Source organism: Streptomyces antimicrobicus, assembly GCF_020532625.1.
GTDB classification, from domain to species: Bacteria; Actinomycetota; Actinomycetes; order Streptomycetales; family Streptomycetaceae; genus Streptomyces; species Streptomyces antimicrobicus.
The window spans coordinates 1-25,316 of sequence record NZ_JAJAUY010000072.1 but is presented as its reverse complement, the minus strand read 5'-3'; the positions used below and the strand labels follow the sequence as shown (position 1 = coordinate 25,316).

Below are 25,316 nucleotides of genomic sequence, written 5' to 3'. Positions count from 1 at the left end.
GGTGGCAGCACCGAAGAAGGGCCGGCGGCCCACGGGGGCTCAGGGGAGGCCGGGGCGCGCCCTGGCGTTCATCCTGATCGCGATGGTGGCGCTCACCGCGGGGATGTTCATCTCCGGGCAGACGACTCCCCGGCTGGGCATCGACCTCGCCGGCGGTACGAGCATCACGCTCAAGGCCAAGAGCGAGCCGGGCAAGCCCGACGCGATCAACGAGACCAACATGAACACGGCGGTCGGCATCATCGAGCGCCGTGTCAACGGTCTGGGTGTGTCCGAGGCCGAGGTCCAGACCCAGGGCCGCGACCACATCATCGTGAACATCCCCAAGGGGACGAACGAGAAGCAGGCCCGCGAGCAGGTCGGCACGACCGCGCAGCTCTACTTCCGTCCCGTCCTGCAGGTCGCGGACGGCGCCGCGGTGCCGCAGGAGACCAACGGCTCCCCGAGCCCCTCGGGCGCGCCGAGCGGTGCGCCGAGCCCGTCCGCGAGCGGTGCCGGCGCCCCCAAGGCCAGTGACGGCAAGAGCCCGTCGGCCACCCCGTCGTCCAGCGCCACTTCGCAGGGCCGTGTCCTGAGCGAGGCCCTCAAGGCCCCCGCCGCCACGCCCACGCCGACCCCGTCGGCGAGCGAGTCGAAGAAGGCAGACGACAAGGCCGCGACCCCGACCCCGACCCCGTCGGGCGCGGACGCCGGCATGGCCGCGCTCCAGGCGAAGTTCGCCGCGCTGGACTGCACCAAGGAGGACCAGCGGGCCAACGCGGGCAAGGGCGCCAAGCCCGAGGAGCCCACCGTGGCCTGCGGCCGCAACGGCGCCGGCCAGTGGGGCAAGTGGCTGCTCGGCCCGGTCGCCGTCGAGGGCAAGGACGTCAAGGACGCCAAGGGCCAGATCGACCCGCAGCGTGGCATGTGGATCGTCACGATGCAGTTCAACGACAAGGGCGCCGACGCCTTCGCGAAGATCACCGGTGAGCTGGCGGCCAAGCAGTCCCCGCAGAACCAGTTCGCGATCGTGCTCGACGGCGAGGTCGTCTCCGACCCGTACGTGCAGACCGCGCTGACCGGCGGCAGCGCCGAGATCTCCGGCGGCTTCAACCAGCAGTCCGCGCAGGACCTGGGCAACATGCTGTCCTACGGCGCCCTGCCGCTGTCCTTCCAGGAGGACAGCGTCACCACCGTCACCGCCGCGCTCGGCGGCGAGCAGCTGCGGGCCGGTCTGATCGCCGGCGCGATCGGCCTCGCCCTCGTGGTGGTCTACCTGCTGGTCTACTACCGGGGCCTGTCCTTCATCGCCATCGTCAGCCTCCTGGTGTCGGCGATCCTGACGTACACGATCATGGCGCTGCTCGGCAAGGGCATCGGCTTCGCGCTGAACCTGCCCGCCGTCTGCGGCGCGATCGTCGCGATCGGCATCACCGCCGACTCGTTCATCGTCTACTTCGAGCGGATCCGCGACGAGATCCGCGAGGGCCGCACCCTGCGCCCGGCGGTGGAGCGCGCCTGGCCGCGGGCCCGGCGCACCATCCTGGTCTCGGACTTCGTGTCGTTCCTCGCCGCCGCCGTGCTGTTCATCGTCACCGTCGGCAAGGTCCAGGGCTTCGCGTTCACGCTCGGCCTGACCACCCTGCTCGACGTGGTCGTGGTGTTCTTGTTCACCAAGCCGATCATGACGCTGCTGGCCCGTACGAAGTTCTTCTCCAGCGGTCACCCGTGGTCGGGGCTGGACCCGAAGCGGCTCGGCGCCAAGCCGCCGCTGCGGCGCTCCCGCCGTCCCGTGTCCGCTCCTGTCGACGCAAAGGAGGCGTGAGATGTCGAAGCTCGGTGACATCGGCGCCAAGCTGTACCGCGGTGAGGTCGGCTACGACTTCGTCGGCAAGCGCTTCATCTGGTACGGCGTCTCCATCCTCATCACCATCACGGCGGCCGTGGCCCTGGTCGTCCAGGGCCTGAACTTCGGCATCGAGTTCAAGGGCGGCGCCGTCTTCACCACGCCGAAGACCTCGATGTCGGTGGCGAAGGCCACCGACAGCGCCGAGAAGGCCTCCGGCCACCAGGCGATCGTCCAGAAGCTCGGCAACGGCACCCTGCGCATCCAGATCTCCGAGCTGGACACCGCGCAGGCCAACGCCGTCAAGACCAAGCTCGCCGCCGACCTGCAGGTCCCCGAGCAGCAGATCAACGCCGACCTGGTCGGTCCCAGCTGGGGCTCGCAGATCGCCGACAAGGCCTGGACGGGCCTGGGCGTCTTCATGGTGCTCGTGGTGATCTACCTGGCCATCGCCTTCGAGTGGCGGATGGCCGTCGCCGCCCTGGTCGCCCTGATCCACGACCTCACCATCACCGTCGGCGTGTACGCGCTGGTGGGCTTCGAGGTCACCCCGGGCACCGTGATCGGTCTGCTGACGATCCTCGGTTACTCGCTCTACGACACCGTCGTCGTCTTCGACGGTCTCAAGGAGTCGACGAAGGACATCACCAAGCAGACCCGCTTCACCTACAGCGAGCTGGCCAACAAGAGCGTCAACGGCACCCTGGTCCGCTCGATCAACACCACCGTCGTCGCCCTGCTGCCGGTCGCGGCCCTGCTGTTCATCGGTGGCGGCCTGCTCGACGCGGGCATGCTCAACGACATCTCGCTGTCGCTGTTCGTCGGCCTCGCGGCCGGTGCGTACTCCTCGATCTTCATCGCGACCCCGCTGGTCGTCGACCTCAAGGAGCGCGAGCCGGCGATGAAGGCGCTGACCAAGCGGGTCCTCGCCAAGCGCGCCAAGGGCGAGAGCGCCGACGAGCCCGAGGACGTGCCCGAGGTCGTGGCCCAGGGCCGCAGCGGCGGCCGGACGACGGGACGGCGCCGGTGACCGACGAGACGTTGGGGCTGCTGCTCAGCCGGATCAAGGACGTCCCGGACTACCCGAAGCCGGGGGTGATGTTCAAGGACATCACCCCGCTGCTGGCGGACCCGCAGGCGTTCGCGGCGCTGACCGGCGTCCTGACCGAGCTGTGCGGCCGCTACGGCGCCACCAAGATCGTCGGCCTGGAGGCCCGCGGCTTCATCCTGGCGGCCCCCGTGGCCGTCCAGGCGGGCGTCGGCTTCGTGCCGGTCCGCAAGGCCGGCAAGCTGCCGGGGGCGACCCTCAGGCAGGCGTACGAGCTGGAGTACGGCAGCGCCGAGATCGAGGTCCACGCCGAGGACCTGGCCCCGGGCGACCGGGTGATGGTCATCGACGACGTCCTGGCCACCGGCGGCACCGCCGAGGCCTCGCTGGAGCTGATCCGCCGGGCCGGTGCCGAGGTCGCGGGGGTCGCGGTCCTGATGGAGCTCGGCTTCCTCGCCGGCCGCGGCCGCCTGGAGCGGGCCCTGGCCGGGGCCCCGCTGGACGCCCTGATCGTCGTCTGACAGCGCACGGCCGAAGAGCGGCGGTCGCCCCGCACCGGGGCGGCCGCCGCTTCGCCGTCCCGCGCCGCGGCGCCGGTCGCACGGTCGTACGTCCGCAGGACGACCACGGCGAACGCGTCCGCGCCAGGCTCGCTACCATGGTTTATCCGGACCTGACCGGGGCACCGGATCCTCCCCCGACGCGTCCGGGGGACCCCCAGAGGAGCGCTCTTGCCAGACGAGGTCCAGCCACTCTCCGCCGCCCAGCCCGAGTCGACGGCGCCGCCCGCCGCGCCCAAGCCGCCGGTCCCGCCGCTGGCGCCGCCGGCCAAGTCCGCGCCGCTGAAGCCGGCCGGATCCTCCAACCGGGTGCGGGCCCGGCTCGCCCGGCTGGGCGTCCAGCGCTCCAACCCGTACAACCCGGTCCTGGAGCCCCTGCTGCGCATAGTCCGCAGCAACGACCCCAAGATCGAGACGGCGACGCTGCGCCAGCTGGAGCACGCCTACCAGGTGGCCGAGCGCTGGCACCGCGGCCAGAAGCGCAAGAGCGGCGACCCGTACATCACCCACCCGCTCGCCGTCACCACCATCCTCGCCGAGCTCGGCATGGACCCCGCCACCCTGATGGCCGGTCTGCTGCACGACACCGTCGAGGACACCGAGTACGGGCTGGAGGACCTGCGCCGCGACTTCGGCGACGCCGTGGCCCTGCTCGTGGACGGCGTCACCAAGCTGGACCGGGTCAAGTTCGGCGAGGCCGCGCAGGCCGAGACCGTCCGCAAGATGGTCGTGGCCATGGCCAAGGACCCCCGGGTCCTGGTCATCAAGCTCGCCGACCGCCTGCACAACATGCGCACCATGCGCTACCTCAAGCGGGAGAAGCAGGAGAAGAAGGCCCGCGAGACCCTTGAGATCTACGCGCCGCTGGCCCACCGCCTCGGCATGAACACGATCAAGTGGGAGCTCGAGGACCTCTCGTTCGCCATCCTCTACCCGAAGATGTACGACGAGATCGTCCGCCTCGTCGCCGAGCGGGCACCCAAGCGCGACGAGTACCTCGCGCTCGTCACCGACGAGGTCCAGACGGACCTGCGCGCCGCCCGGATCAAGGCCACCGTCACCGGCCGGCCCAAGCACTACTACAGCGTCTACCAGAAGATGATCGTGCGGGGCCGCGACTTCGCCGAGATCTACGACTTGGTGGGCATCCGCGTCCTGGTGGACACCGTCCGCGACTGCTACGCGGCCCTGGGCACCGTCCACGCCCGCTGGAACCCGGTTCCGGGGCGGTTCAAGGACTACATCGCGATGCCCAAGTTCAACATGTACCAGTCGCTGCACACGACGGTCATCGGACCCAACGGCAAGCCGGTCGAACTGCAGATCCGCACCTTCGACATGCACCGCCGGGCCGAGTACGGCATCGCCGCGCACTGGAAGTACAAGCAGCAGACGGTCGCCGGCGCCTCCAAGGTCCGCACCGACGTTCCGCAGGCCGCCAAGGGCAGCGCCGGCCAGGACACCGTCAACGACATGGCCTGGCTGCGCCAGCTGCTCGACTGGCAGAAGGAGACCGAGGACCCGGGCGAGTTCCTCGACTCCCTGCGCTTCGACCTCTCCCGCAACGAGGTCTTCGTCTTCACGCCCAAGGGCGACGTCATCGCGCTGCCCGCCGGGGCCACCCCGGTCGACTTCGCCTACGCCGTCCACACCGAGGTCGGCCACCGCACCATAGGGGCGCGGGTCAACGGGCGGCTGGTCCCGCTCGAATCGACCCTGGACAACGGCGACCTGGTCGAGGTCTTCACCTCCAAGGCCGAGGGAGCCGGCCCGTCCCGCGACTGGCTGGGCTTCGTGAAGTCCCCGCGCGCCCGCAACAAGATCCGCGCCTGGTTCTCCAAGGAGCGCCGGGACGAGGCGATCGAACAGGGCAAGGACGCCATCGCGCGGGCCATGCGCAAGCAGAACCTGCCGATCCAGCGGATCCTCACCGGCGACTCGCTGGTCACCCTCGCCCACGAGATGCGCTACCCGGACATCTCCTCGCTCTACGCGGCGATCGGCGAGGGCCACGTGGCCGCGCAGGGCGTCGTGCAGAAGCTGGTGCAGGCCCTCGGCGGCGAGGAGGCGGCCAACGAGGACATCGAGGAGAGCGTCCCGCCGTCGCGCGGCCGCAAGCGGCGCGGCAGCGCCGACCCGGGCGTGGTCGTCAAGGGCGTCGACGACGTGTGGGTCAAGCTGGCCCGCTGCTGCACCCCGGTGCCCGGCGACCCGATCATCGGGTTCGTCACCCGCGGCAGTGGCGTATCGGTTCACCGCGCGGACTGCGTGAACGTCGACTCGCTCTCGCAGCAGCCCGAGCGGATCCTCGAGGTCGAGTGGGCGCCCACCCAGTCCTCGGTCTTCCTCGTCGCCATCCAGGTCGAGGCGCTGGACCGCTCCCGCCTGCTGTCCGACGTCACGCGGGTGCTGTCCGACCAGCACGTCAACATCCTGTCCGCGGCCGTGCAGACGTCCCGCGACCGGGTCGCCACCTCGCGCTTCACCTTCGAGATGGGCGACCCCAAGCACCTCGGCCACGTCCTGAAGGCCGTCCGCGGCGTGGAGGGCGTCTACGACGTCTACCGCGTGACCTCGGCCCGCAGGCCGTAGCCGGGCCGGCACGCCGGGGCCGGGCCCCGGTGGCAACGGGAAGGCCCCGGTGCGCGGTGCGCACCGGGGCCTTCGCCGTCGGCCGGCGGCGGTGGGCCGCTCAGCCGCCGAACTCCTCCAGGCCCTTCAGAGCCTGGTCCAGCAGGGCCTGGCGGCCCTCCAGCTCGCGGGCGAGCTTGTCGGCCTTGGCGTTGTTGCCGGCCGCGCGCGCCGCGTCGATCTGCTCGCGCAGCTTGTCCACGGCCGCCTGCAGCTGACCGGTCAGCCCCGCCGCGCGCGCCCGCGCCTCCGGGTTCGTCCGGCGCCACTCGGCCTCCTCGGCCTCCTGCAGCGCCCGCTCCACCGCGTGCATCCGGCCCTCGACCTTGGCCCGGGCGTCGCGCGGCACGTGGCCGACGGCCTCCCAGCGCTCGTTGATCGACCGGAACGCGGCCCGCGCCGCCTTCAGGTCGGTCACCGGGACGAGCTTCTCGGCCTCGTCGGCCAGCTCCTCCTTCAGCTTGAGGTTCTCCACCTGCTCGGCGTCGCGCTCGGCGAAGACCTCGGCACGGGCGGCGAAGAACACGTCCTGGGCACCGCGGAAACGGTTCCACAGGTCGTCCTCGGACTCGCGCTGGGCCCGGCCCGCCGCCTTCCAGTCCGCCATCAGCTCGCGGTAGCGGGCGGCCGTCGGACCCCAGTCCGTCGACTTCGACAGCGCCTCGGCCTCGGCGACCAGCCGCTCCTTGGTCTTGCGGGCCTCCTCGCGCTGCGCGTCCAGCGACGCGAAGTGCGCCTTGCGGCGCTTGGAGAAGGCCGAGCGGGCGTGCGAGAAGCGGTGCCACAGCTCGTCGTCGGACTTGCGGTCCAGCCGCGGCAGACCCTTCCAGGTGTCCACCAGGGCCCGCAGCCGCTCGCCGGCCGCCCGCCACTGGTCGCTCTGCGCCAGCTGCTCCGCCTCGGTGACCAGGTCCTCCTTGGCCTTGCGGGCCTCGTCGGTCTGCTTGGCCTTGGCGGCCTTGCGCTCCTCGCGGCGCGACTCGACCGTCGCCACCAGCTTGTCCAGCCGCGCCCGCAGGGCGTCGAGGTCGCCCACCGCGTGGTGCTCCTCGACCTGCGTGCGCAGGTGGTCGATCGCCGTCATCGCGTCCTTGGCGGACAGGTCCGTCGTCCGCACCCGCCGTTCGAGGAGGCCGATCTCGACCACCAGCCCCTCGTACTTGCGCTCGAAGTAGGCCAGGGCCTCCTCGGGGGTGCCCGCCTGCCACGAGCCGACGACCTTCTCGCCATCGGCAGTACGCACGTACACGGTGCCCGTCTCGTCGACGCGGCCCCACGGGTCGCTGCTCACAGCGCCTCCTCCACCTGATGCCTGCGCGGGGGTCCGCCCCCGGGGCATCGTCCACAGTTTCCTGGGGCGGGCAGCGCCCGCCCTGCACAACGCCAACATAGGCGACCGCCGGGCCGGCTGTCCGCATCCCGCACGACGGAATTCCGGCCCGGCGGTTCACCCGGGGGTCAGTTCTTCGTCACCGTGCCCTGCTGGACGGTCACCGGGGTCTTGGGGGCCCCGTCCTGGCCGCCGTCCGCGGTGCCCTGCTTGGCGATCTCCTCCAGCACCTTCAGGCCGGCCGCGTCGATCTTGCCGAACGGGGTGTACGTCGGGGGCAGCGGGCTGTCCTTGTAGACCAGGAAGAACTGGCTGCCGCCCGAGCCGGGCCGACCGGTGTTGGCCATGGCGACCGTGCCCGCCGGGTACGTGACCTGGCCCTGGTCGTTCGGCTTGCCCAGCCCGTCCAGGTTCTCGTCGGGGATGGTGTAGCCGGGGCCGCCGCGGCCGGTGCCCTCCGGGTCGCCGCACTGCAGCACGTAGATGCCGGCCGTGGTCAGGCGGTGGCACTTGGTGTTGTCGAAGAACTTCTTGTCGGCGAGCGACTTGAAGGAGTTCACCGTCTGCGGGGTCTTGGCCGCGTCCATCTCGAACGAGATGTCACCGGCGCTCGTGCGCAGCGCGAAGGTGTACTTCGCCTTCTGGTCGATCGCCATCGCCGGCGACGGCGACTGCTGGGGCGCGGACGGGGTCGGGGTCGGCGACGGGTTGTCGGCCGCGCCGTCCTTGGTGTCCTTGCCGGAGAAGACCCCGCCCAGGGCCAGGCCGACCAGCAGCGCGACCACCGCCGCCACCGCGCCGCCGACGACCAGCGCCTGCCGGCGCGACTTGCGCCGGGCCTCCGCCCGCCGCTTCTGCTGCCGCTCGAACTTCTCCCTGGCGAGCTGACGCCGCCGCTGTTCGCTCGTGGCCACCTGGCTCTCGTCTCCTTGGTACGTACGTCTGTGGGTACAGCTGTCCGGGCCCGGACAGGCCGTACCGTATATGGGTTCGCTGTGTGATGAGCCGCGCCGGTAGGCTCTGATCTGCAGCAACCCTCCCGACGGACGACTATCGAAGGACGAACGTGCTGATTGCCGGGTTCCCGGCCGGGGCCTGGGGGACCAACTGCTACCTGGTCGCCCCCGCCGCCGGTGAGGAGTGCGTGATCATCGACCCGGGCCACCAGGCCGCCCAGGGCGTCGAGGAGACGCTCAGGAAGCACCGCCTCAAGCCCGTCGCCGTCGTCCTCACCCACGGCCACCTCGACCACGTGGCCTCGGTGGTCCCGGTCTGCGGAGCGCACGACGTCCCCGCCTGGATCCACCCCGAGGACCGCTACATGATGAGCGACCCGGAGAAGGCGCTGGGCCGGTCGATCGGGATGCCGCTGATGGGCGAGATCACCGTCGGGGAGCCGGACGACGTCCGCGAACTGACCGACGGCGCCTCGCTGAAGCTGGCCGGTCTGGACTTCACCGTGTCGCACGCGCCCGGCCATACCAAGGGGTCGGTGACCTTCCGGATGCCGGAGGCGGCGGACGTCCCGTCCGTCCTGTTCTCCGGTGACCTGCTCTTCGCCGGCTCCATCGGACGTACCGACCTGCCCGGCGGCTCCCACGCCGACATCCTCGAGTCGCTGGCCCGCGTGTGCCTGCCGCTCGACGATTCGACCGTGGTGCTGTCCGGCCACGGTCCCCAGACCACCATCGGCCGCGAGCGCGCGACCAACCCGTACCTGCGGGAGGTCGCCGCCGGCCTCGGGGCGGACCCGACAGCCGCCCCACGACGAGGAATGTGACGAGAAGTCCCGTGAGCACCTTCAAGGCCCCCAAGGGCACGTACGACCTGATCCCGCCGTTCTCGGCCAAGTACCTGGCGGTCCGCGAGGCCATCTCCGCGCCCCTGCGCAAGGCCGGGTACGGCTACGTGGAGACGCCGGGCTTCGAGGACGTCGACCTCTTCGCGCGCGGTGTCGGCGAGTCCACCGACATCGTCACCAAGGAGATGTACGCCTTCGAGACCAAGGGCGGCGACAAGCTGGCCCTGCGCCCCGAGGGCACCGCCTCCGTGCTGCGCGCGGCGCTGGAGGCGAGCCTGCACAAGCAGGGCAACCTGCCGGTCAAGCTCTGGTACTCCGGCTCGTACTACCGCTACGAGCGCCCGCAGAAGGGCCGCTACCGGCACTTCTCGCAGGTCGGTGCCGAGGCGATCGGCGCCGAGGACCCGGCGCTGGACGCCGAGCTGATCATCCTGGCCGACCAGGCGTACCGCTCGCTGGGCCTGGCGAACTTCCGGATCCTGCTGAACTCGCTGGGCGACAAGGAGTGCCGCCCGGCCTACCGGGAGGCCCTCCAGGCCTACCTGCGCGGCCTCGACCTGGACGAGGAGACCCTGCGCCGGGCCGAGATCAACCCGCTGCGCGTGCTCGACGACAAGCGGGCCGACGTGCAGAAGCAGCTCGTGGACGCGCCGCTGCTGCGCGACCACCTGTGCGACGCGTGCAAGGCGTACCACGAGGAGGTGCGCGCGCTGATCACCGCGGCGGGCGTGGTCTTCGAGGACGACCCGAAGCTGGTGCGCGGCCTGGACTACTACACCCGGACCACCTTCGAGTTCGTCCACGACGGTCTCGGCTCGCAGTCCGCGGTGGGCGGCGGCGGCCGCTACGACGGCCTGTCCGAGATGATCGGCGGCCCGGCGCTGCCGTCCGTCGGCTGGGCCCTGGGCGTGGACCGCACGGTGCTCGCCCTGGAGGCCGAGGGCGTCGAGCTGGACATCCCGGCGACCACCAGCGTGTTCGCCGTGGCGATCGGCGACGAGGCCCGCCGACTGCTGTTCGGCAAGGTGGTCGAGCTGCGCGCGGCCGGGGTCGCCACCGACTTCTCCTTCGGCGGCAAGGGCCTGAAGGGCTCGATGAAGGACGCCAACCGCAGCGGTGCCCGCTTCACCGTGGTCGCGGGCGAGCGGGACCTGGCCGAGGGCGTGGTCCAGCTCAAGGACATGGAGTCCGGCGAGCAGACGGCCGTCCCGGTGGACGGGCTGGTCGAGGCGGTGCGCGCCCGGCTCGCCTGAGCGGGTTCGCGCGGACCGTACGTCCCCGGGTGGGGCGTACGGTCCGTACGGCAGAATGCACCGCATGACCAACGCGGGTACGCAAGCGGGTACGGAGACGGCGGGCACGGTCGGCGCGAGCCGGGCGTTCGCCTGGCTGCTGGTGATCACGGGCGCCATGGGCCTGCTGGCCGCCTGGGTGATCACGATCGACAAGTTCAAGCTGCTGGAGGACCCGAACTTCGTCCCCGGCTGCAGCCTCAACCCGGTCGTGGCCTGCGGCAACATCATGAAGAGCGAGCAGGCGTCCGCGTTCGGCTTCCCGAATCCGATGCTGGGCCTGGTCAGTTACGGCATCGTCGTCTGCGTCGGCATGAGCCTGCTGGCCGGGGCCCGGTTCCGCCGCTGGTACTGGCTGACGTTCAACGCCGGCACCCTCTTCGGCGTCGGGTTCTGCGCCTGGCTGACCTACCAGTCGCTGTACAACATCAACTCGCTGTGCCTGTGGTGCTGCCTGGCCTGGGTCGCCACGGTCGTGATGTTCTGGTACGTCACCGCGCACAACGTCCGCGAGGGGCTGCTGCCCGCCCCCGGCTGGCTGCGCTCCTTCTTCGGCGAGTTCGCCTGGGTGCCGCCGGTGCTGCACCTGGGGATCATCGGCATGCTGATCCTGACCCGCTGGTGGGACTTCTGGACCTCCTGACGCGCGGCCGCGTTGTCGGTCCGCTCGCTTAGGCTTCATCACGTGGAACCCGACCTCTTCACCGCCGCCGCCGAGGACCGCCAGGAGAAGGACCCGGCGAGCACCCCGCTCGCCGTCCGGATGCGCCCGCGCACCCTGGACGAGGTCGTCGGCCAGCAGCACCTGCTGCGGCCCGGCTCGCCGCTGCGGCGGCTGGTGGACGAGGGCGGGGGCGGCCCGGCCGGTGCGGCGTCGGTGATCCTGTGGGGTCCGCCCGGCACCGGCAAGACCACGCTGGCGTACGTGGTCAGCCAGGCCACGCAGAAGCGGTTCGTGGAGCTGTCCGCGATCACCGCCGGGGTCAAGGAGGTCCGGGCCGTCATCGACGGCGCCCGGCGCGCGGCGGGGGGCTACGGCAAGGAGACCGTCCTCTTCCTCGACGAGATCCACCGCTTCAGCAAGGCCCAGCAGGACTCGCTGCTGCCGGCCGTGGAGAACCGCTGGGTGACGCTGATCGCAGCCACCACCGAGAACCCGTACTTCTCGGTGATCTCCCCCCTGCTGTCGCGCTCGCTGCTGCTGACCCTGGAGCCGCTGACCGACGAGGACGTCTCGGGGCTGCTGCGCCGGGCCCTGTCCGAGGAGCGGGGCCTGGGCGGGGCGGTGACCCTCGCCGAGGACGCCGAGGCGCACCTGCTGCGCATCGCCGGCGGGGACGCCCGGCGGGCACTGACCGCCCTGGAGGCGGGCGCCGGGGCGGCGCTCGCCAAGGGCGAGCCCGCGATCACCCTGGAGACGCTGGAGGAGACCGTCGACCGGGCGGCCGTGCGCTACGACCGCGACGGCGACCAGCACTACGACGTGGCGAGCGCGCTGATCAAGTCGATCCGCGGCTCCGACGTGGACGCCGCCCTGCACTACCTGGCCCGGATGATCGAGGCGGGGGAGGACCCGCGGTTCATCGCGCGCCGCCTGATGATCTCGGCCAGCGAGGACATCGGCCTCGCCGACCCGACGGCGCTGCCGACGGCGGTGGCCGCCGCCCAGGCGGTGGCCATGATCGGCTTCCCGGAGGCCGCGCTGACCCTGTCCCACGCGACGATCGCGCTGGCCCTGGCCCCCAAGTCGAACACCGCCACGACCGCGATCGGCGCCGCGCTGGCCGACGTCCGCGCGGGACTGGCCGGGCCGGTCCCGGCGCATCTGCGGGACGGGCACTACAAGGGCGCCGCCAAGCTGGGCCACGCCCAGGGGTACGTCTACCCGCACGACGTGCCGGGCGCCATCGCCGCCCAGCAGTACGCGCCGGACAAGATCCACGGCAGGCGCTACTACGAGCCCACCCGCTACGGCGCGGAGGCGCGGTACGCGGACGTGGTGGAGAAGGTCCGGGCCCGCCTGCGCGGCGAGTCCTGAGGCGCCCGCCGGCCGGCGTCAGGGCCGCGAGGCCGCCGAGAAGAGGGTGTGCATCGCCCGGCGCACTCCGCAGACACCGGTCAGCGGGGCCGGGAAGTCGAACCGGGCGTCGAAGGTCCCGGCCGCCGCGCCGGTGAAGCGCACGCGCAGCCCGAAGCGGTCCAGGGCCACCGGCACGGCGTCGAGGTCGGCCGCCCGGGGGCCGAGCAGGGCGCACAGGTCGCGCATCCGGTCGCCGTGGGCGGCGGCGAGGTGCTGGAGGATCTCGGTCTCGTGGGCGACCAGCGGGTCCGGCTCGGCGGTCGCGAAGTCCTCGGGGTCGACGTGCTCCGCGCCCCACAGGTCGTCCACGGTGATCTCCCCGACCTCCAGCCGCAGCAGCGTCCAGGCGGGCCGGCCGGTGCGGTCGAGGGCCTCCAGGGTGCCCAGCAGTTCGCCGACCGGGTGCCGCTCGGCCAGCAGGGCGGCGCAGCCGGCCCGCTCGCCGCCGCGGACGGGGGTGAGCCAGCCCGCCAGCCAGGCGCGGCCCCGGATACGATGGGGGACGGACACCGGCGCCACATCCGTGATCTCGATCACCGCTGTGAGGTCGTCGTCCTGGGCGTGAGCGGCTGCCCTGGCGGCCGCGGAATCCCCTGGTACCAGGAGGATCACGTCCCCGTCCGGGGTGGCGGTCCGCGCGGCCGGCACCCCCGTCCCGAACTCCTCCGGGTACCTCGTGTCACGAGCACCCGGCAACGTGAGGGATACTGAGGCGTTGGACTCTACGAGGGTTCGTACGCGCTCGGCTCCGGTGAGCAGGCGAGCGCCTTCCCTGGGACGCGGCTGACCTTGCCTACCGTCGTCGCAAGCGGACGTGGATCGTTTCTCGTCCGAACTGCGATGCGCACTGGGCAGGGGGATCCCATGTGGTCGAGACATTACGTCCTCCTCGAATAAGGTAAGGCTCACCTAACTTACATGGAGGTAGGTTCCACGTGAACCAGGCACGACCCAAGGTCAAGAAGTCGCGTGCGCTCGGCATCGCCCTGACGCCGAAGGCCGTCAAGTACTTCGAGGCTCGCCCCTACCCGCCGGGTGAGCACGGCCGTGGCCGCAAGCAGACCTCGGACTACAAGGTCCGTCTGCTGGAGAAGCAGCGCCTGCGCGCTCAGTACGACATCTCCGAGAAGCAGATGGCCCGCGCGTACGACCGCGCGAAGAAGGCCGAGGGCAAGACGGGCGAGGCGCTCGTCGTCGAGCTCGAGCGTCGCCTCGACGCCCTGGTCCTGCGTTCGGGCATCGCCCGCACCATCTACCAGGCCCGCCAGATGGTCGTTCACGGCCACATCGAGGTCAACGGCGGCAAGGTCGACAAGCCGTCCTTCCGCGTCCGCCCGGACGACGTCGTGACCGTGCGCGAGCGCTCCCGCGACAAGCACCCGTTCCAGGTCGCCCGCGAGGGTGGCTACGCGGGCGAGGGCGAGACCCCGCGCTACCTGCAGGTCAACCTGAAGGCCCTGGCGTTCCGCCTGGACCGCGACCCGCAGCGCAAGGAGATCCCCGTGATCTGCGACGAGCAGCTCGTCGTCGAGTACTACGCCCGCTGATCCAGCCGGCGCGCAGTCCTCACAGGCTGTTCCGCGAGCCCGTCACCCCGCTGGGGTGGCGGGCTCGCCGCGTCCGGGTGCCGACCGCACCCGGCGCCGCCGCAGCGGCCGGTGAATTCGGGTACGGCGGCCCACCCCCGGCGCGATAGGGTCGGGGGAAGACTTTTTCTCGGTGCAGGGGAGCGGTGCAACGTGTCCGGTGGAGAGGTGGCCGGGATCCTCGTGGCCGTCTTCTGGGCGATCCTGGTCTCGTTCCTCGCGGTCGTGCTGGTGAGGCTGGCCCAGACGCTCAAGGCGGCCACCAAGCTGGTGGCCGACGTCACCGAGCAGGCCGTCCCGCTGCTCGCGGACGCCTCCACCACGGTCCGCTCCGCCCGCACCCAGCTCGACCGGGTCGACGCCATCACCAGCGACGTCCAGGAGGTCACCTCCAACGCGTCCGCGCTGTCCTCGACGGTGGCCTCCACCTTCGGAGGGCCGCTGGTGAAGGTCGCCGCGTTCGGTTACGGCGTCCGCAAGGCCATGGGCCGGACGGAGGACGTGCCGCCGCGGGCCGCCCGTCGTACTGTGATCGTCGGCCGCAGCGTGCCGGCCGCCCGTACCGCCGCCCGTTCCGGCTGGCGCCGCAAGCAGAAGGACTGACCCAGCGATGTTCCGCCGCACCTTCTGGTTCACCGCAGGCGCAGCCGCCGGCGTGTGGGCCACCACCAAGGTCAACCGCAAGCTGAAGCAGCTGACCCCCGAGAGCCTGGCCGCGCGGGGCGTGGACAAGGCGATCGAGGCGGGTCACCGGGTGAAGGACTTCGCCCTCGACGTCCGCGCGGGAATGCTCCAGCGCGAGGACGAGCTGAACGATGCGCTCGGGCTCACCGCCGGGGACGGCCAGGACGGGGCGCGCCCGGACAACGTGCGCGCCCTGCCGGCGCAGCGCCGGCTGCGGGCCATCGAGCCCCACCAGAACCACCGACCGAAGTTTTCGTACAACCGGAATGAGGACCACTGATGGAGTCGGCCGAGATTCGCCGCCGCTGGCTGAGCTTCTTCGAGGAGCGCGGTCACACCGTCGTCCCTTCGGCGTCGCTCATCGCCGACGACCCGACTCTGCTGCTGGTCAACGCGGGCATGGTCCCGTTCAAGCCGTACTTCCTCGGCGAGACCAAGCCCCCGGCCCCCCGCGCCACCAGCGTGCAGAAGTGCGTGCGTACGCCGGACATCGAAGAGGTCGGCAAGACCACCCGCCACGGCACGTTCTTCCAGATGTGCGGCAACTTCTCCTTCGGCGACTACTTCAAGGAAGGAGCCATCAAGTACGCCTGGGAGCTGCTCACCACCCCGGTCGCCGACGGTGGCTACGGCCTGGAGCCGGAGAAGCTGTGGATCACGGTCTACCAGGACGACGACGAGGCCGAGGAGATCTGGCACAACGTCATCGGCGTCCCGCGCGAGCGGATCCAGCGCCTGGGCAAGAAGGACAACTTCTGGTCCATGGGCGTCCCCGGCCCGTGCGGTCCGTGCTCCGAGATCAACTACGACCGCGGCCCGGAGTTCGGCGTCGAGGGCGGCCCGGCCGTCAACGACGAGCGGTACGTGGAGATCTGGAACCTGGTCTTCATGCAGTACGAGCGCGGCGCCGGCGAGGGCAAGGAGGACTTCCCGATCCTCGGCGACCTGCCGTCGAAGAACATCGACACCGGCCTCGGCCTCGAACGCCTCGCGATGATCCTGCAGGGCGTGCAGAACATGTACGAGACCGACACCCTGCGCGTGGTCATGGACAAGGCCACCGAGCTGACCGGCGTCCGCTACGGCGCCGCGAAGGACACGGACGTCTCGATGCGCGTGGTCGCCGACCACATGCGCACCTCCGTGATGCTCATCGGCGACGGCGTCACCCCCGGCAACGAGGGCCGCGGCTACGTCCTGCGCCGCATCATGCGCCGCGCCATCCGCAACATGCGCCTCATGGGCGCCACCGGCCCCGTGGTCAAGGACCTCATCGACGTCGTGATCGACACGATGGGCCAGCAGTACCCGGAGCTCATCACCGACCGCAAGCGCATCGAGACCGTCGCCCTCGCCGAGGAGGCCGCGTTCCTCAAGGCCCTCAAGGGCGGCACCAACATCCTCGACACCGCCGTGACCGAGACCAAGGCCGCCGGTGGCACGGTCCTCTCCGGCGACAAGGCGTTCCTGCTCCACGACACCTGGGGCTTCCCGATCGACCTCACCCTGGAGATGGCCGCCGAGCAGGGCCTGTCCGTGGACGAGGCCGGGTTCCGACGCCTCATGCAGGAGCAGCGCGACCGCGCCAAGGCCGACGCCAAGGCCAAGAAGACCGGCCACGCCGACGTGTCGGCGTACCGCGAGATCGCCGACAACGCCGGCGGTACGGAGTTCACCGGTTACGTCACCGACCAGGGCGAGGCCACCGTCGTCGGCCTGCTCGTGAACGGAGTCCCCTCGCCCGCGGCCTCCGAGGGCGACGAGGTCGAGGTCGTCCTCGACCGCACCCCGTTCTACGCCGAGGGCGGCGGCCAGCTCGCCGACCAGGGCCGGATCAAGCTCGACACCGGTGCCGTCATCGAGGTCCGCGACGTCCAGCAGCCGGTCCCGGGTGTCTCCGTGCACAAGGGCTCGGTCCAGGTCGGCGAGGTGACCGTCGGCGCCGCCGCGTTCGCCAGCATCGACGTCAAGCGCCGCCGGGCCATCGCCCGCGCCCACTCGGCCACCCACCTGACCCACCAGGCGCTGCGCGACGCCCTCGGCCCGACGGCCGCCCAGGCCGGTTCCGAGAACAGCCCCGGCCGCTTCCGCTTCGACTTCGGCTCGCCGAACGCCGTCCCCGGCTCGGTCCTCACCGACGTCGAGCAGAAGATCAACGACGTGCTCTCCCGCGAGCTCGACGTCACCGCCGAGATCATGAGCATCGACGAGGCGAAGAAGCAGGGCGCCATCGCCGAGTTCGGCGAGAAGTACGGCGAGCGGGTCCGCGTGGTGACCATCGGCGACTTCTCCAAGGAGCTCTGCGGCGGCACGCACGTCGGCAACACCGCCCAGCTGGGCCTGGTGAAGCTGCTCGGCGAGTCCTCCATCGGCTCCGGCGTGCGCCGCGTCGAGGCCCTGGTGGGCGTGGACGCGTACAACTTCCTCGCCAAGGAGCACACGGTCGTCGCCCAGCTCCAGGAGCTGGTCAAGGGCCGTCCGGAGGAGCTGCCGGAGAAGGTCGCCGCCATGCTCGGCAAGCTCAAGGACGCCGAGAAGGAGATCGAGAAGTTCCGCGCGGAGAAGGTGCTGGCCGCCGCCGCCGGGCTCGCCGAGAACGCCCAGGACGTCCGCGGGGTCGCCCTCGTGGTCGGCCAGGTGCCGGACGGCACCGGCGCCGACGACCTGCGCAAGCTGGTCCTCGACGTGCGCGGTCGCATCCCCGGCGACCGCCCGGCCGTGGTCGCGCTGTTCGCCGTGGCGAACGACCGTCCGCTGACCGTGATCGCCACCAACGAGGCGGCCCGGGAGCGCGGCCTGAAGGCCGGTGACCTGGTGCGCACCGCCGCCAAGACCCTCGGCGGCGGCGGTGGCGGCAAGCCCGACGTGGCCCAGGGCGGCGGCCAGAACCCGGCCGCCGTGCCGGAGGCCATCGCCGCGGTCGAGCGTCTCGTCGTAGAGACGGCCTGACGCATGGCCCTGCGCCGTGGCCGACGCCTGGCGATCGATGTCGGTGACGCCCGGATCGGGGTCGCCTCGTGCGACCCCGACGGGGTGCTCGCCACGCCGGTGGAGACCGTGCCGGGACGCGACGTCCCGGCCGCCCACCGGCGGCTGCGCCAGCTCGTCGAGGAGTACGAACCGCTGGAGGTGGTGGTCGGCCTGCCGCGCTCGATGAGCGGGCGCGAAGGGCCGGCCGCGGCCAAGGTGCGGGCCTTCGCCGGGGAACTGGCCAAGGGCATCAAGCCGGTGCCCGTGCGCCTGGTGGACGAGCGGATGACCACGGTCACCGCCGCCCAGGGGCTGCGGGCCTCCGGGAAGAACGCCAAGAAGGGGCGGGCGGTCATCGATCAGGCCGCCGCTGTGATCATCCTTCAAAATGCTCTTGAGACCGAACGGGTATCAGGTAATCCGCCCGGTGAGTGCGTCGAAGTGGTCATCTGATCGCGATACGGTAACGTTCCGCGCGATGTGGCGGCATTTCGAACAGCCGTCGGCTCTTCGACGCGGCGCACTAGGGGATCGATGACTGAGTACGGACAGGGCCAGGCCCCCCGACCGTGGCACCCCGAGGACCCGTTGTACGGGGACCCGGGGTGGACGGGGCAGCAGGCCCCGCAGCCCCAGCCCCACGACCCCGCGTACCAGCAGCACGCGCACCACCAGCAGCAGTACCCGGAGCACGCCGAGCAGCACACCGGGTCCTACGCGCAGTACCAGCAGCCGCAGCAGCAGTACGCGCAGCAGTACCAGGACCCGCACCTCCAGCAGCCCGTCGGGCAGCAGACGTACGGCGGCCAGGCCTGGGATACCGGTCAGATGATCGGCCAGGCCGTCCACCCCCAGGTGGTGGCCGATCCGTACGCCGGTGCGGACCCGTACGCCGGCGCCGCCGCGTACGTCCAGCCGCAGACCGCCTACCCCGGCGAGGCCCCCGACCTGTACGGCACGGAGGAGGCCTACCCGCCGCCGGCCCCGCCCGGCCGGCGCCGGCCCGCGCCGGAGCCGGCGGGGGAGTGGCCGCAGGAGGTCCTCGACCGCCCCGGCCGCGAGAGCGAACTCCAGGACGCCCCCGGCGAGGACGACGACGAACCGGCCGCGGCCGGCCGCCGCGCCGGCCGCAAGGACGCGAAGGCGGGCAACGGCGGCAAGGGCGGCAAGGGCGGCAAAGGCGGCAAGGCCAAGGGCCGCAAACGCCGCAACGGCGCCGCCTGCCTGTTCACCTCCCTCGTCCTGCTCGGCGGCGTCGGCGGGGGCGGCTACTACGTCTACAGCTTCCTGCAGGACCGCTTCGGCGCGCCCGCGGACTTCGTCGGGGCCGGCACCGATCCCATCGACGTCGAGATCAAACCGGGCTCGGGCCTCGGCCAGATGGGCCGCACCCTGAAGGAGAAGGGCGTCGTCGCCAGCGCCGAGGCCTTCGTCGCCGCCGCGCAGGCGAACCCCAAGGGCAAGAGCATCCAGCCGGGCGTCTACCCGCTGCGCAAGCAGATGTCGGCCAAGGAAGCCGTCGCGGTCATGGTCGACCCGACCCGGCTCAACGTGGTCACGGTCCCCGAGGGCATGCGCAACGCCGCCGTCTACGAGGCCATCGACAAGAAGCTCAAGCTCCAGCCGGGCACCACGAAGGACGTGGCCAAGAAGGAGCTGAAGAACCTGGGCCTGCCCGCCTGGGCGGACAGCGCCAACCCCAAGATGATGGACCCGCTGGAAGGCTTCCTCTACCCGGCGCGCTACGACCTCACCGAGGGCATGAAGCCCGAGGACCTGCTGAAGAAGATGGTCGCCAAGGCCAACGAGACGTACGCCGCGCACGGCGTCGAGGCCAAGGCCAAGCAGCTCGGCCTCAGCTCGCCGCTGCAGCTGGTCACGGTCGCGTCCATGGTCCAGGCCGAGGGCAAGAGCCACGACGACTTCAAGAAGATGTCGGACGTCATCTACAACCGCCTCAAGCCGACGAACGACGTCACCAACCAGAAGCTCGAGTTCGACTCGACCATCAACTACCTCAAGGGCACGAGCAACATCAACATCTCGCGCGCCGAGACGCGTACGCTCGACAACCCGTACAACACGTACTTCTACAAGGGCCTCACCCCCGGCCCGATCGGCAACCCGGGCGACGAGGCCCTCAACGCGGCCATGAACCCCGACGGCGGCGGCTGGATGTTCTTCGTGTCGGTCGACGGGCAGAAGACCACGTTCACCAGGACCTTCGAGGAGCACGACGAACTCGTCAAGGAATTCAACCGGCGGCAGAACAACAGATAGGCAGGACATGTCACGCAACAAGGCGGCGGTGCTGGGATCCCCCATCGAGCACTCCCTCTCGCCCGTGCTGCACCGCGCGGCCTACCGGGAGCTCGGCCTCGCCGACTGGTCCTACGACCGCTTCGAGGTGGACGAGGCCGCGCTCCCCGCGTTCCTCGCCGACCTCGACGCGCAGTGGGCCGGCCTGTCGCTGACCATGCCGCTCAAGCGGGCCGTCATCCCGCTGCTCGACGGGATCAGCGACACCGCCGCCGCCGTCGAGGCGGTCAACACCGTCGTCCTCACCGAGGACGGCCGCCGCCTCGGCGACAACACCGACATCCCCGGGATCGTCGCCGCCCTGCACGAGCGCGGCGTCGACAAGGTGGACTCCGCCGCGATCCTGGGCGCCGGGGCCACCGCCTCCTCGGCGCTCGCCGCCCTCGGGCGGATCTGCTCCGGCGAGGTCACCGCGTACGTGCGCAGCGACGCCCGCGCGGCCGAGATGCGCCAGTGGGGCGAGCGGCTCGGCGTCACCGTCCGTACGGCCGACTGGGCGCTGGCCGCGGAGGCGCTGAGCGCACCGCTGGTGATCGCCACCACCCCGGCCGGTACCACCGACGCCCTCGCCACCGCCGTCCCCGCGCGGCCCGGCACCCTCTTCGACGTGCTGTACGACCCCTGGCCCACCGCACTCGCCGCGTCCTGGGACGAGCGCGGCGGCAAGGTGGTCGGCGGCCTCGACCTGCTGGTCCACCAGGCGGTCCTCCAGGTCGAGCAGATGACCGGCCGGGCCCCCGGCCCGTTGGCCGCCATGCGGGCCGCGGGCGAGGCGGCCCTCGCCGCCCGCTAGCTCCCCGCGGGACCCGCAAGGGCCCCTCGGGCGTCCGCCGCGGTCCGGGACTTGCCACAGTGGCGTCCAAAGACTGGACCGGAGGCCGGTTCACCAGCGCGGACGTGGGAGGATCGGAGGTGGCGGGCCCGGCCGCGCACCCGGGCCGCGCCCTTCGCTGTACCAGGCGCGAGCATGAGGAGCATCGTTGAGCAGGTTGCGTTGGCTGACCGCTGGGGAGTCGCACGGACCGGCGCTGGTGGCGACGCTGGAGGGTCTTCCCGCCGGTGTCCCGGTGACCACCGAGCTGGTCGCCGACCACCTCGCGCGGCGGCGGCTCGGTTACGGCCGCGGTGCCCGGATGAAGTTCGAGCAGGACGAGGTCACCTTCCTGGGTGGTGTCCGGCACGGGCTGTCCCTCGGTTCGCCGGTGGCGGTCATGGTCGGCAACACCGAGTGGCCCAAGTGGGAGAAGGTCATGTCCGCCGACCCGGTGGACCCGGCCGAACTCAAGGAGACCGGCCGCAACGCGCCGCTGACGCGCCCCCGCCCGGGCCACGCCGACCTCGCCGGCATGCAGAAGTACGGCTTCGACGAGGCCCGTCCGGTCCTGGAGCGCGCCAGCGCCCGGGAGACGGCCGCCCGCGTGGCGCTCGGCGCGGTCGCCCGGTCGTTCCTGAAGGAGGCGGCCGGGATCGAGATCGTCTCCCACGTGGTGGAGCTGGCCTCGGCCAAGGCCCCGTACGGCGTCTACCCGACGCCGGCCGACGTCGAGAAGCTCGACGCCGACCCGGTGCGCTGCCTGGACGCCGACGCGTCGAAGGCGATGGTCGCCGAGATCGACCAGGCCCACAAGGACGGCGACACCCTCGGCGGCGTCGTCGAGGTCCTGGCGTACGGCGTCCCGGTCGGCCTCGGCTCGCACGTGCACTGGGACCGCCGCCTCGACGCGCGGCTCGCCGCGGCGCTGATGGGCATCCAGGCCATCAAGGGCGTAGAGGTCGGCGACGGCTTCGAGCTCGCCCGGGTCCCCGGCTCCCAGGCCCACGACGAGATCGTCAACACCCCCGAGGGCATCAAGCGCACCTCCGGCCGCTCCGGCGGCACCGAGGGCGGCCTGACCACCGGCGAGCTGCTGCGCGTGCGCGCCGCCATGAAGCCCATCGCGACCGTCCCGCGGGCCCTGGCCACCGTCGACGTCAGCACCGGCGAGGCCGCCGCCGCCCACCACCAGCGCTCCGACGTGTGCGCCGTCCCGGCCGCCGGCATCGTCGCCGAGGCCATGGTCGCCCTGGTGCTGGCCGACGCGGTCGTGGAGAAGTTCGGCGGCGACTCGGTCGCCGAGACCCGCCGCAACGTGCGCTCCTACCTCGACAACCTCCGGATCCGATGACCGCCGGCCCGGGCAGCGGCCCGCTCGTCGTCCTCGTCGGACCGATGGGATCGGGCAAGTCCACGGTGGGGGCGCTGCTGGCCGAGCGGCTCGGCGTCCCGTACCGGGACACCGACGCGGACATCGTCGCGGCGCAGGGCCGCCCGATCTCCGACATCTTCGTCGACGAGGGCGAGCCGTACTTCCGCGAGCTGGAGCGGCAGGCGGTCGCCACCGCCGTCGCCGAGCACACCGGGGTCCTGGCCCTCGGCGGCGGGGCCGTCCTGGACGCGGGCACCCGCGCCCTGCTGGTCGGCCTGCCCGTCGCCTACCTGTCGATGGACGTCGAGGAAGCCGTCCGGCGCGTGGGCCTGGGCGCCGCGCGCCCGCTGCTCGCCGTCAACCCGCGCCGCCAGTGGCGCGAGCTGATGGAGGCCCGCCGCCCCCTGTACACCGAAGTCGCGCGCGTCGAGGTACCCACCGACGACCGCACCCCCGAAGAGGTCGCCCAGGCGGTCCTCGACGCACTGGAGTTGAAGGACGTATGACGGACCAGGTGACGCGGATCCACGTCGGCGGCAGCGCCGGCCACGATCCGTACGACGTGCTCGTCGGGCAGCAGCTGCTCGGTGAGCTGGCCGGGCTCATCGGCGAGAAGGCCCAGCGGGTCGCCGTGATCCACCCCGAGGCCCTCGCCGAGACCGGTGAGGCGCTGCGCGCCGACCTCGCCGAGCAGGGCTACGAGGCCGTCGCCATCCAGGTGCCGAACGCGGAGGAGGCCAAGACCGCCGAGGTCGCCGCCTACTGCTGGAAGGCGCTCGGCCAGTCCGGCTTCACCCGGACCGACGTCATCGTGGGCGTGGGCGGCGGCGCCACCACCGACCTGGCCGGCTTCGTCGCCGCGACCTGGCTGCGCGGGGTCCGCTGGATCGCCGTGCCGACCACCGTCCTCGCGATGGTCGACGCGGCCGTGGGCGGCAAGACGGGCATCAACACCGCCGAGGGCAAGAACCTCGTGGGCGCCTTCCACCCGCCGGCCGGGGTCCTGTGCGACCTGGCGGCGCTGGAGTCCCTCCCCGTCCACGACTACGTCAGCGGCCTCGCCGAGATCATCAAGGCCGGCTTCATCGCCGACCCGGCGATCCTGGACCTGATCGAGGCCGACCCCGAGGCCGCCCGCACCCCGGCCGGCCCGCACACCGCCGAGCTGATCGTCCGCTCCATCCAGGTCAAGGCCGACGTCGTCTCCAGCGACCTCAAGGAGTCGGGCCTGCGGGAGATCCTCAACTACGGGCACACCCTGGCGCACGCCATCGAGAAGAACGAGCGCTACAAGTGGCGCCACGGCGCGGCCGTCTCGGTCGGCATGGTCTTCGCCGCCGAGCTGGGCCGGCTCGCCGGCCGCCTGGACGACGCCACCGCCGACCGGCACCGGACGGTCCTGGCCTCCGTCGGCCTGCCGCTGACCTACCGCGGCGACCAGTGGCCCAAGCTGCTCCAGACCATGCAGGTCGACAAGAAGTCCCGCGGCAACCTGCTGCGCTTCATCGTCCTGGACGGGCTGGCCAAGCCGACCGTCCTGGAGGGCCCGGACCCGGCCCACCTGATCGCGGCCTACGGCGAGGTGTCCGCGTGAGCCGCCGGGTGCTGGTGCTCAACGGGCCCAACCTGGGCCGGCTCGGCTCGCGCGAGCCGGACGTCTACGGCTCCACCTCGTACGCGGGTCTGGTCGAGACCTGCCAAGGCCTGGGCAAGGAACTCGGCTTCGACGTGGAGGTCCGCGAGACCAACGACGAGGGCGAGCTCGTGCGCTGGCTGCACGAAGCGGCAGACGGGAAGATCCCCGTGGTCATCAACCCCGGGGCCTTCACGCACTACTCGTACGCGATGCGCGACGCGGCCGCCCAGCGGACCGCGCCGCTGATCGAGGTGCACATCTCCAACCCGTACGCCCGCGAGGAGTTCCGGCACACCTCGGTGATCGCGGCCGTGGCCACCGGAACCGTCGCGGGCTTCGGGCTGGGCTCCTACCGGCTGGCGCTGCGCGCGCTGGCGGAGGAGGTCTCCGGCTGAGATAACGTTCTCGCATCAGTGCCCCGATCGAGACGGAGAGGCAGCGGATGCAGCACGGAGTGGGGGGCTGGGGCCCGCCGGGTCACCACCCCGGGGCGCCCTCGCAGCCACCGATACCCCCGGCCCCGGGCTGGCCGGCCCCGGCCGTGGCGCCGGTTCCCGAGGCCACCGGGCACATTCCGCTGCCGACCGCCGCGCCCGGCACCGGCTCGGCGGTCCTCGCCGTGCTGCTGATCGGCCCGGCGGGGGCCGGCAAGACCACCGTGGCCCGGCACTGGGCGCGGACCCGGCCGGTGCCGACGGCCCACATCAGCCTGGACGACGTCCGGGAATGGGTCTGCTCCGGCTTCGCCGACCCGCAGGCCGGCTGGAACGACCACTCCGAGGCCCAGTACCGCCTCGCCCGCCGCACCTGCGGCTTCGCCGCCCGCAACTTCCTCGCCAACGGCATCTCCTGCATCCTCGACGACGCCGTCTTCCCCGACCGCCCGGTCGTCGGCCTCGGCGGCTGGAAGCGCCACGTCGGCCCCGGCCTGCTGCCCGTCGTCCTCCTGCCCGGCCTGGAGGTCGTCCTGGAGCGCAACGCGGCCCGCTCGGGCAACCGGCGCCTGTCGGACGAGGAGGTCGCCCGCATCCACGGCCGCATGGCCGGCTGGTACGGCTCGGGCCTGCCCATCATCGACAACTCCCACCTGGACGTGGAGTCCACGGCCCAGGCCCTGGACACAGCCCTGGCCCGCTCCTTGGCCCCCACCTCCCCCCGCTAGCCCCCGCGAGGCCGGGTCTACAGGACCCCTGCGAGGTCTGGGGGCGCAGCCCCTCCGCGAGGCCGGGGGGGGGCAGGATCCCGGCGAGGTCCGGGAGCGCATTTTGACCCCCCGCGAGGGCCGGGGGCGCAGGACCCCTGCGAGGGCCGGGGGCGGAGGGTGGGGGTGTCCGGGACGTAAAGCGTGATTTGTGGCGTGGCCCCTGC

General features: G+C 71.9%; 23 protein-coding genes. 20 read left to right on the top strand and 3 right to left on the bottom strand.

Translation table 11 applies throughout. The annotated features are described in order from the left end of the window. The first annotated feature begins 1 nt into the window (after window position 1). The 4 genes from secD to LG632_RS18515 all read left to right on the top strand — a co-directional run bounded on the left by secD (window position 2) and on the right by LG632_RS18515 (window position 6,025). On the top strand, window positions 2–1,804 hold the full coding sequence (gene secD / locus LG632_RS18530) for a protein translocase subunit SecD (RefSeq protein WP_226728456.1): 1,803 nt from the start codon (window positions 2–4) through the stop codon (window positions 1,802–1,804). A 1-nt stretch (window position 1,805) separates the two neighbouring features. Further along, window positions 1,806–2,855, top strand: a complete 1,050-nt coding sequence (secF, locus tag LG632_RS18525; protein WP_226728455.1) for a protein translocase subunit SecF — start codon at window positions 1,806–1,808, stop codon at window positions 2,853–2,855. After that, the gene (locus tag LG632_RS18520; protein ID WP_226728454.1) at window positions 2,852–3,394 is read left to right on the top strand and encodes an adenine phosphoribosyltransferase; all 543 of its coding nucleotides are present in this window, start codon (window positions 2,852–2,854) and stop codon (window positions 3,392–3,394) included. Before secF ends, LG632_RS18520 begins: the two co-directional genes overlap by 4 nt. Window positions 3,395–3,604: 210 nt before the next feature. Continuing rightward, on the top strand, window positions 3,605–6,025 hold the full coding sequence (locus LG632_RS18515; RefSeq protein ID WP_226728453.1) for a RelA/SpoT family protein: 2,421 nt from the start codon (window positions 3,605–3,607) through the stop codon (window positions 6,023–6,025). Between the two features lie 100 nt (window positions 6,026–6,125). On the opposite strand, the gene LG632_RS18510 is transcribed toward LG632_RS18515, so the two are convergent. Then, window positions 6,126–7,355 carry a DUF349 domain-containing protein gene (locus LG632_RS18510; protein ID WP_226728452.1) on the bottom strand — a complete coding sequence of 410 codons (1,230 nt, stop codon included), beginning with the start codon at window positions 7,353–7,355 and terminating at the stop codon, window positions 6,126–6,128. 167 nt (window positions 7,356–7,522) lie between these two features. Then, the gene (locus tag LG632_RS18505) at window positions 7,523–8,308 is read right to left on the bottom strand and encodes a peptidylprolyl isomerase (RefSeq protein WP_226728451.1); all 786 of its coding nucleotides are present in this window, start codon (window positions 8,306–8,308) and stop codon (window positions 7,523–7,525) included. Between the two features lie 152 nt (window positions 8,309–8,460). Between LG632_RS18505 and LG632_RS18500 the strand changes: the two genes are divergently transcribed. From LG632_RS18500 to LG632_RS18485, 4 genes are all read left to right on the top strand, one after another. After that, window positions 8,461–9,174: an MBL fold metallo-hydrolase gene (locus LG632_RS18500; protein ID WP_226728450.1), complete on the top strand. Its 714-nt coding sequence runs from the start codon at window positions 8,461–8,463 to the stop codon at window positions 9,172–9,174. A gap of 11 nt (window positions 9,175–9,185) precedes the next feature. Beyond that, entirely contained in the window at window positions 9,186–10,448 is a 1,263-nt protein-coding gene (gene hisS / locus LG632_RS18495) for a histidine--tRNA ligase (protein WP_226728449.1), read from the top strand. A gap of 64 nt (window positions 10,449–10,512) precedes the next feature. Continuing rightward, window positions 10,513–11,130 (top strand): vitamin K epoxide reductase family protein, encoded by a 618-nt coding sequence (locus LG632_RS18490; protein WP_226728448.1) that lies wholly within the window; start codon window positions 10,513–10,515, stop codon window positions 11,128–11,130. Window positions 11,131–11,172: 42 nt separating this feature from the next. Next, window positions 11,173–12,525, top strand: a complete 1,353-nt coding sequence (locus tag LG632_RS18485) for a replication-associated recombination protein A (protein ID WP_226728447.1) — start codon at window positions 11,173–11,175, stop codon at window positions 12,523–12,525. A gap of 18 nt (window positions 12,526–12,543) precedes the next feature. Here LG632_RS18485 and LG632_RS18480 read toward each other — a convergent pair whose 3' ends face one another. Then, window positions 12,544–13,446 carry a DUF2470 domain-containing protein gene (locus LG632_RS18480; RefSeq protein ID WP_226728446.1) on the bottom strand — a complete coding sequence of 301 codons (903 nt, stop codon included), beginning with the start codon at window positions 13,444–13,446 and terminating at the stop codon, window positions 12,544–12,546. Window positions 13,447–13,502: 56 nt separating this feature from the next. On the opposite strand from LG632_RS18480, the gene rpsD reads away from it, so the two are divergent. The 12 genes from rpsD to LG632_RS18420 all read left to right on the top strand — a co-directional run bounded on the left by rpsD (window position 13,503) and on the right by LG632_RS18420 (window position 25,110). Further along, a complete protein-coding gene (rpsD, locus tag LG632_RS18475; protein WP_226728445.1) occupies window positions 13,503–14,114 on the top strand; it encodes a 30S ribosomal protein S4 in 612 nt (203 codons plus the stop codon). Between the two features lie 192 nt (window positions 14,115–14,306). Next, window positions 14,307–14,756, top strand: a complete 450-nt coding sequence (locus LG632_RS18470) for a DUF948 domain-containing protein (RefSeq protein WP_226728444.1) — start codon at window positions 14,307–14,309, stop codon at window positions 14,754–14,756. A gap of 7 nt (window positions 14,757–14,763) precedes the next feature. Next, a complete protein-coding gene (locus tag LG632_RS18465) occupies window positions 14,764–15,117 on the top strand; it encodes a hypothetical protein (RefSeq protein WP_226728443.1) in 354 nt (117 codons plus the stop codon). After that, window positions 15,117–17,786, top strand: a complete 2,670-nt coding sequence (gene alaS / locus LG632_RS18460) for an alanine--tRNA ligase (protein WP_226728442.1) — start codon at window positions 15,117–15,119, stop codon at window positions 17,784–17,786. The genes LG632_RS18465 and alaS overlap by 1 nt, the downstream gene beginning before the upstream one ends. Before the next feature lie 3 nt (window positions 17,787–17,789). Beyond that, the gene (gene ruvX / locus LG632_RS18455) at window positions 17,790–18,260 is read left to right on the top strand and encodes a Holliday junction resolvase RuvX (RefSeq protein ID WP_226728441.1); all 471 of its coding nucleotides are present in this window, start codon (window positions 17,790–17,792) and stop codon (window positions 18,258–18,260) included. Window positions 18,261–18,341: 81 nt separating this feature from the next. Beyond that, on the top strand, window positions 18,342–20,087 hold the full coding sequence (gene mltG / locus LG632_RS18450; protein ID WP_226728440.1) for an endolytic transglycosylase MltG: 1,746 nt from the start codon (window positions 18,342–18,344) through the stop codon (window positions 20,085–20,087). 7 nt (window positions 20,088–20,094) lie between these two features. Continuing rightward, a complete protein-coding gene (locus LG632_RS18445) occupies window positions 20,095–20,919 on the top strand; it encodes a shikimate dehydrogenase (RefSeq protein WP_226728439.1) in 825 nt (274 codons plus the stop codon). A 187-nt stretch (window positions 20,920–21,106) separates the two neighbouring features. After that, on the top strand, window positions 21,107–22,291 hold the full coding sequence (gene aroC, locus LG632_RS18440; RefSeq protein WP_226728438.1) for a chorismate synthase: 1,185 nt from the start codon (window positions 21,107–21,109) through the stop codon (window positions 22,289–22,291). Beyond that, complete coding sequence (locus LG632_RS18435; protein ID WP_226728437.1) at window positions 22,288–22,818, top strand: shikimate kinase; 531 nt, start codon at window positions 22,288–22,290, stop codon at window positions 22,816–22,818. The genes aroC and LG632_RS18435 overlap by 4 nt, the downstream gene beginning before the upstream one ends. Further along, window positions 22,815–23,906 carry a 3-dehydroquinate synthase gene (aroB, locus tag LG632_RS18430; protein WP_226728436.1) on the top strand — a complete coding sequence of 364 codons (1,092 nt, stop codon included), beginning with the start codon at window positions 22,815–22,817 and terminating at the stop codon, window positions 23,904–23,906. Before LG632_RS18435 ends, aroB begins: the two co-directional genes overlap by 4 nt. After that, window positions 23,903–24,343: a type II 3-dehydroquinate dehydratase gene (gene aroQ / locus LG632_RS18425; RefSeq protein WP_226728435.1), complete on the top strand. Its 441-nt coding sequence runs from the start codon at window positions 23,903–23,905 to the stop codon at window positions 24,341–24,343. Before aroB ends, aroQ begins: the two co-directional genes overlap by 4 nt. Before the next feature lie 47 nt (window positions 24,344–24,390). Next, window positions 24,391–25,110, top strand: a complete 720-nt coding sequence (locus tag LG632_RS18420) for an AAA family ATPase (RefSeq protein WP_226728434.1) — start codon at window positions 24,391–24,393, stop codon at window positions 25,108–25,110. Window positions 25,111–25,316 lie beyond the last annotated feature (206 nt).

Bases quoted from the DNA above. Each gene is read 5' to 3' on its own strand.
- secF (WP_226728455.1), top strand. From the start codon at position 1,806: ATGTCGAAGCTCGGTGACATCGGCGCCAAGCTGTACCGCGGTGAGGTC.
- alaS (WP_226728442.1), top strand. From the start codon at position 15,117: ATGGAGTCGGCCGAGATTCGCCGCCGCTGGCTGAGCTTCTTCGAGGAG.
- LG632_RS18480 (WP_226728446.1), bottom strand. From the start codon at position 13,446: ATGTCTCGACCACATGGGATCCCCCTGCCCAGTGCGCATCGCAGTTCG.
- LG632_RS18420 (WP_226728434.1), top strand. From the start codon at position 24,391: ATGCAGCACGGAGTGGGGGGCTGGGGCCCGCCGGGTCACCACCCCGGG.
- LG632_RS18435 (WP_226728437.1), top strand. From the start codon at position 22,288: ATGACCGCCGGCCCGGGCAGCGGCCCGCTCGTCGTCCTCGTCGGACCG.
- LG632_RS18490 (WP_226728448.1), top strand. From the start codon at position 10,513: ATGACCAACGCGGGTACGCAAGCGGGTACGGAGACGGCGGGCACGGTC.
- aroB (WP_226728436.1), top strand. From the start codon at position 22,815: ATGACGGACCAGGTGACGCGGATCCACGTCGGCGGCAGCGCCGGCCAC.
- LG632_RS18465 (WP_226728443.1), top strand. From the start codon at position 14,764: ATGTTCCGCCGCACCTTCTGGTTCACCGCAGGCGCAGCCGCCGGCGTG.
- LG632_RS18445 (WP_226728439.1), top strand. From the start codon at position 20,095: ATGTCACGCAACAAGGCGGCGGTGCTGGGATCCCCCATCGAGCACTCC.
- mltG (WP_226728440.1), top strand. From the start codon at position 18,342: ATGACTGAGTACGGACAGGGCCAGGCCCCCCGACCGTGGCACCCCGAG.
- ruvX (WP_226728441.1), top strand. From the start codon at position 17,790: ATGGCCCTGCGCCGTGGCCGACGCCTGGCGATCGATGTCGGTGACGCC.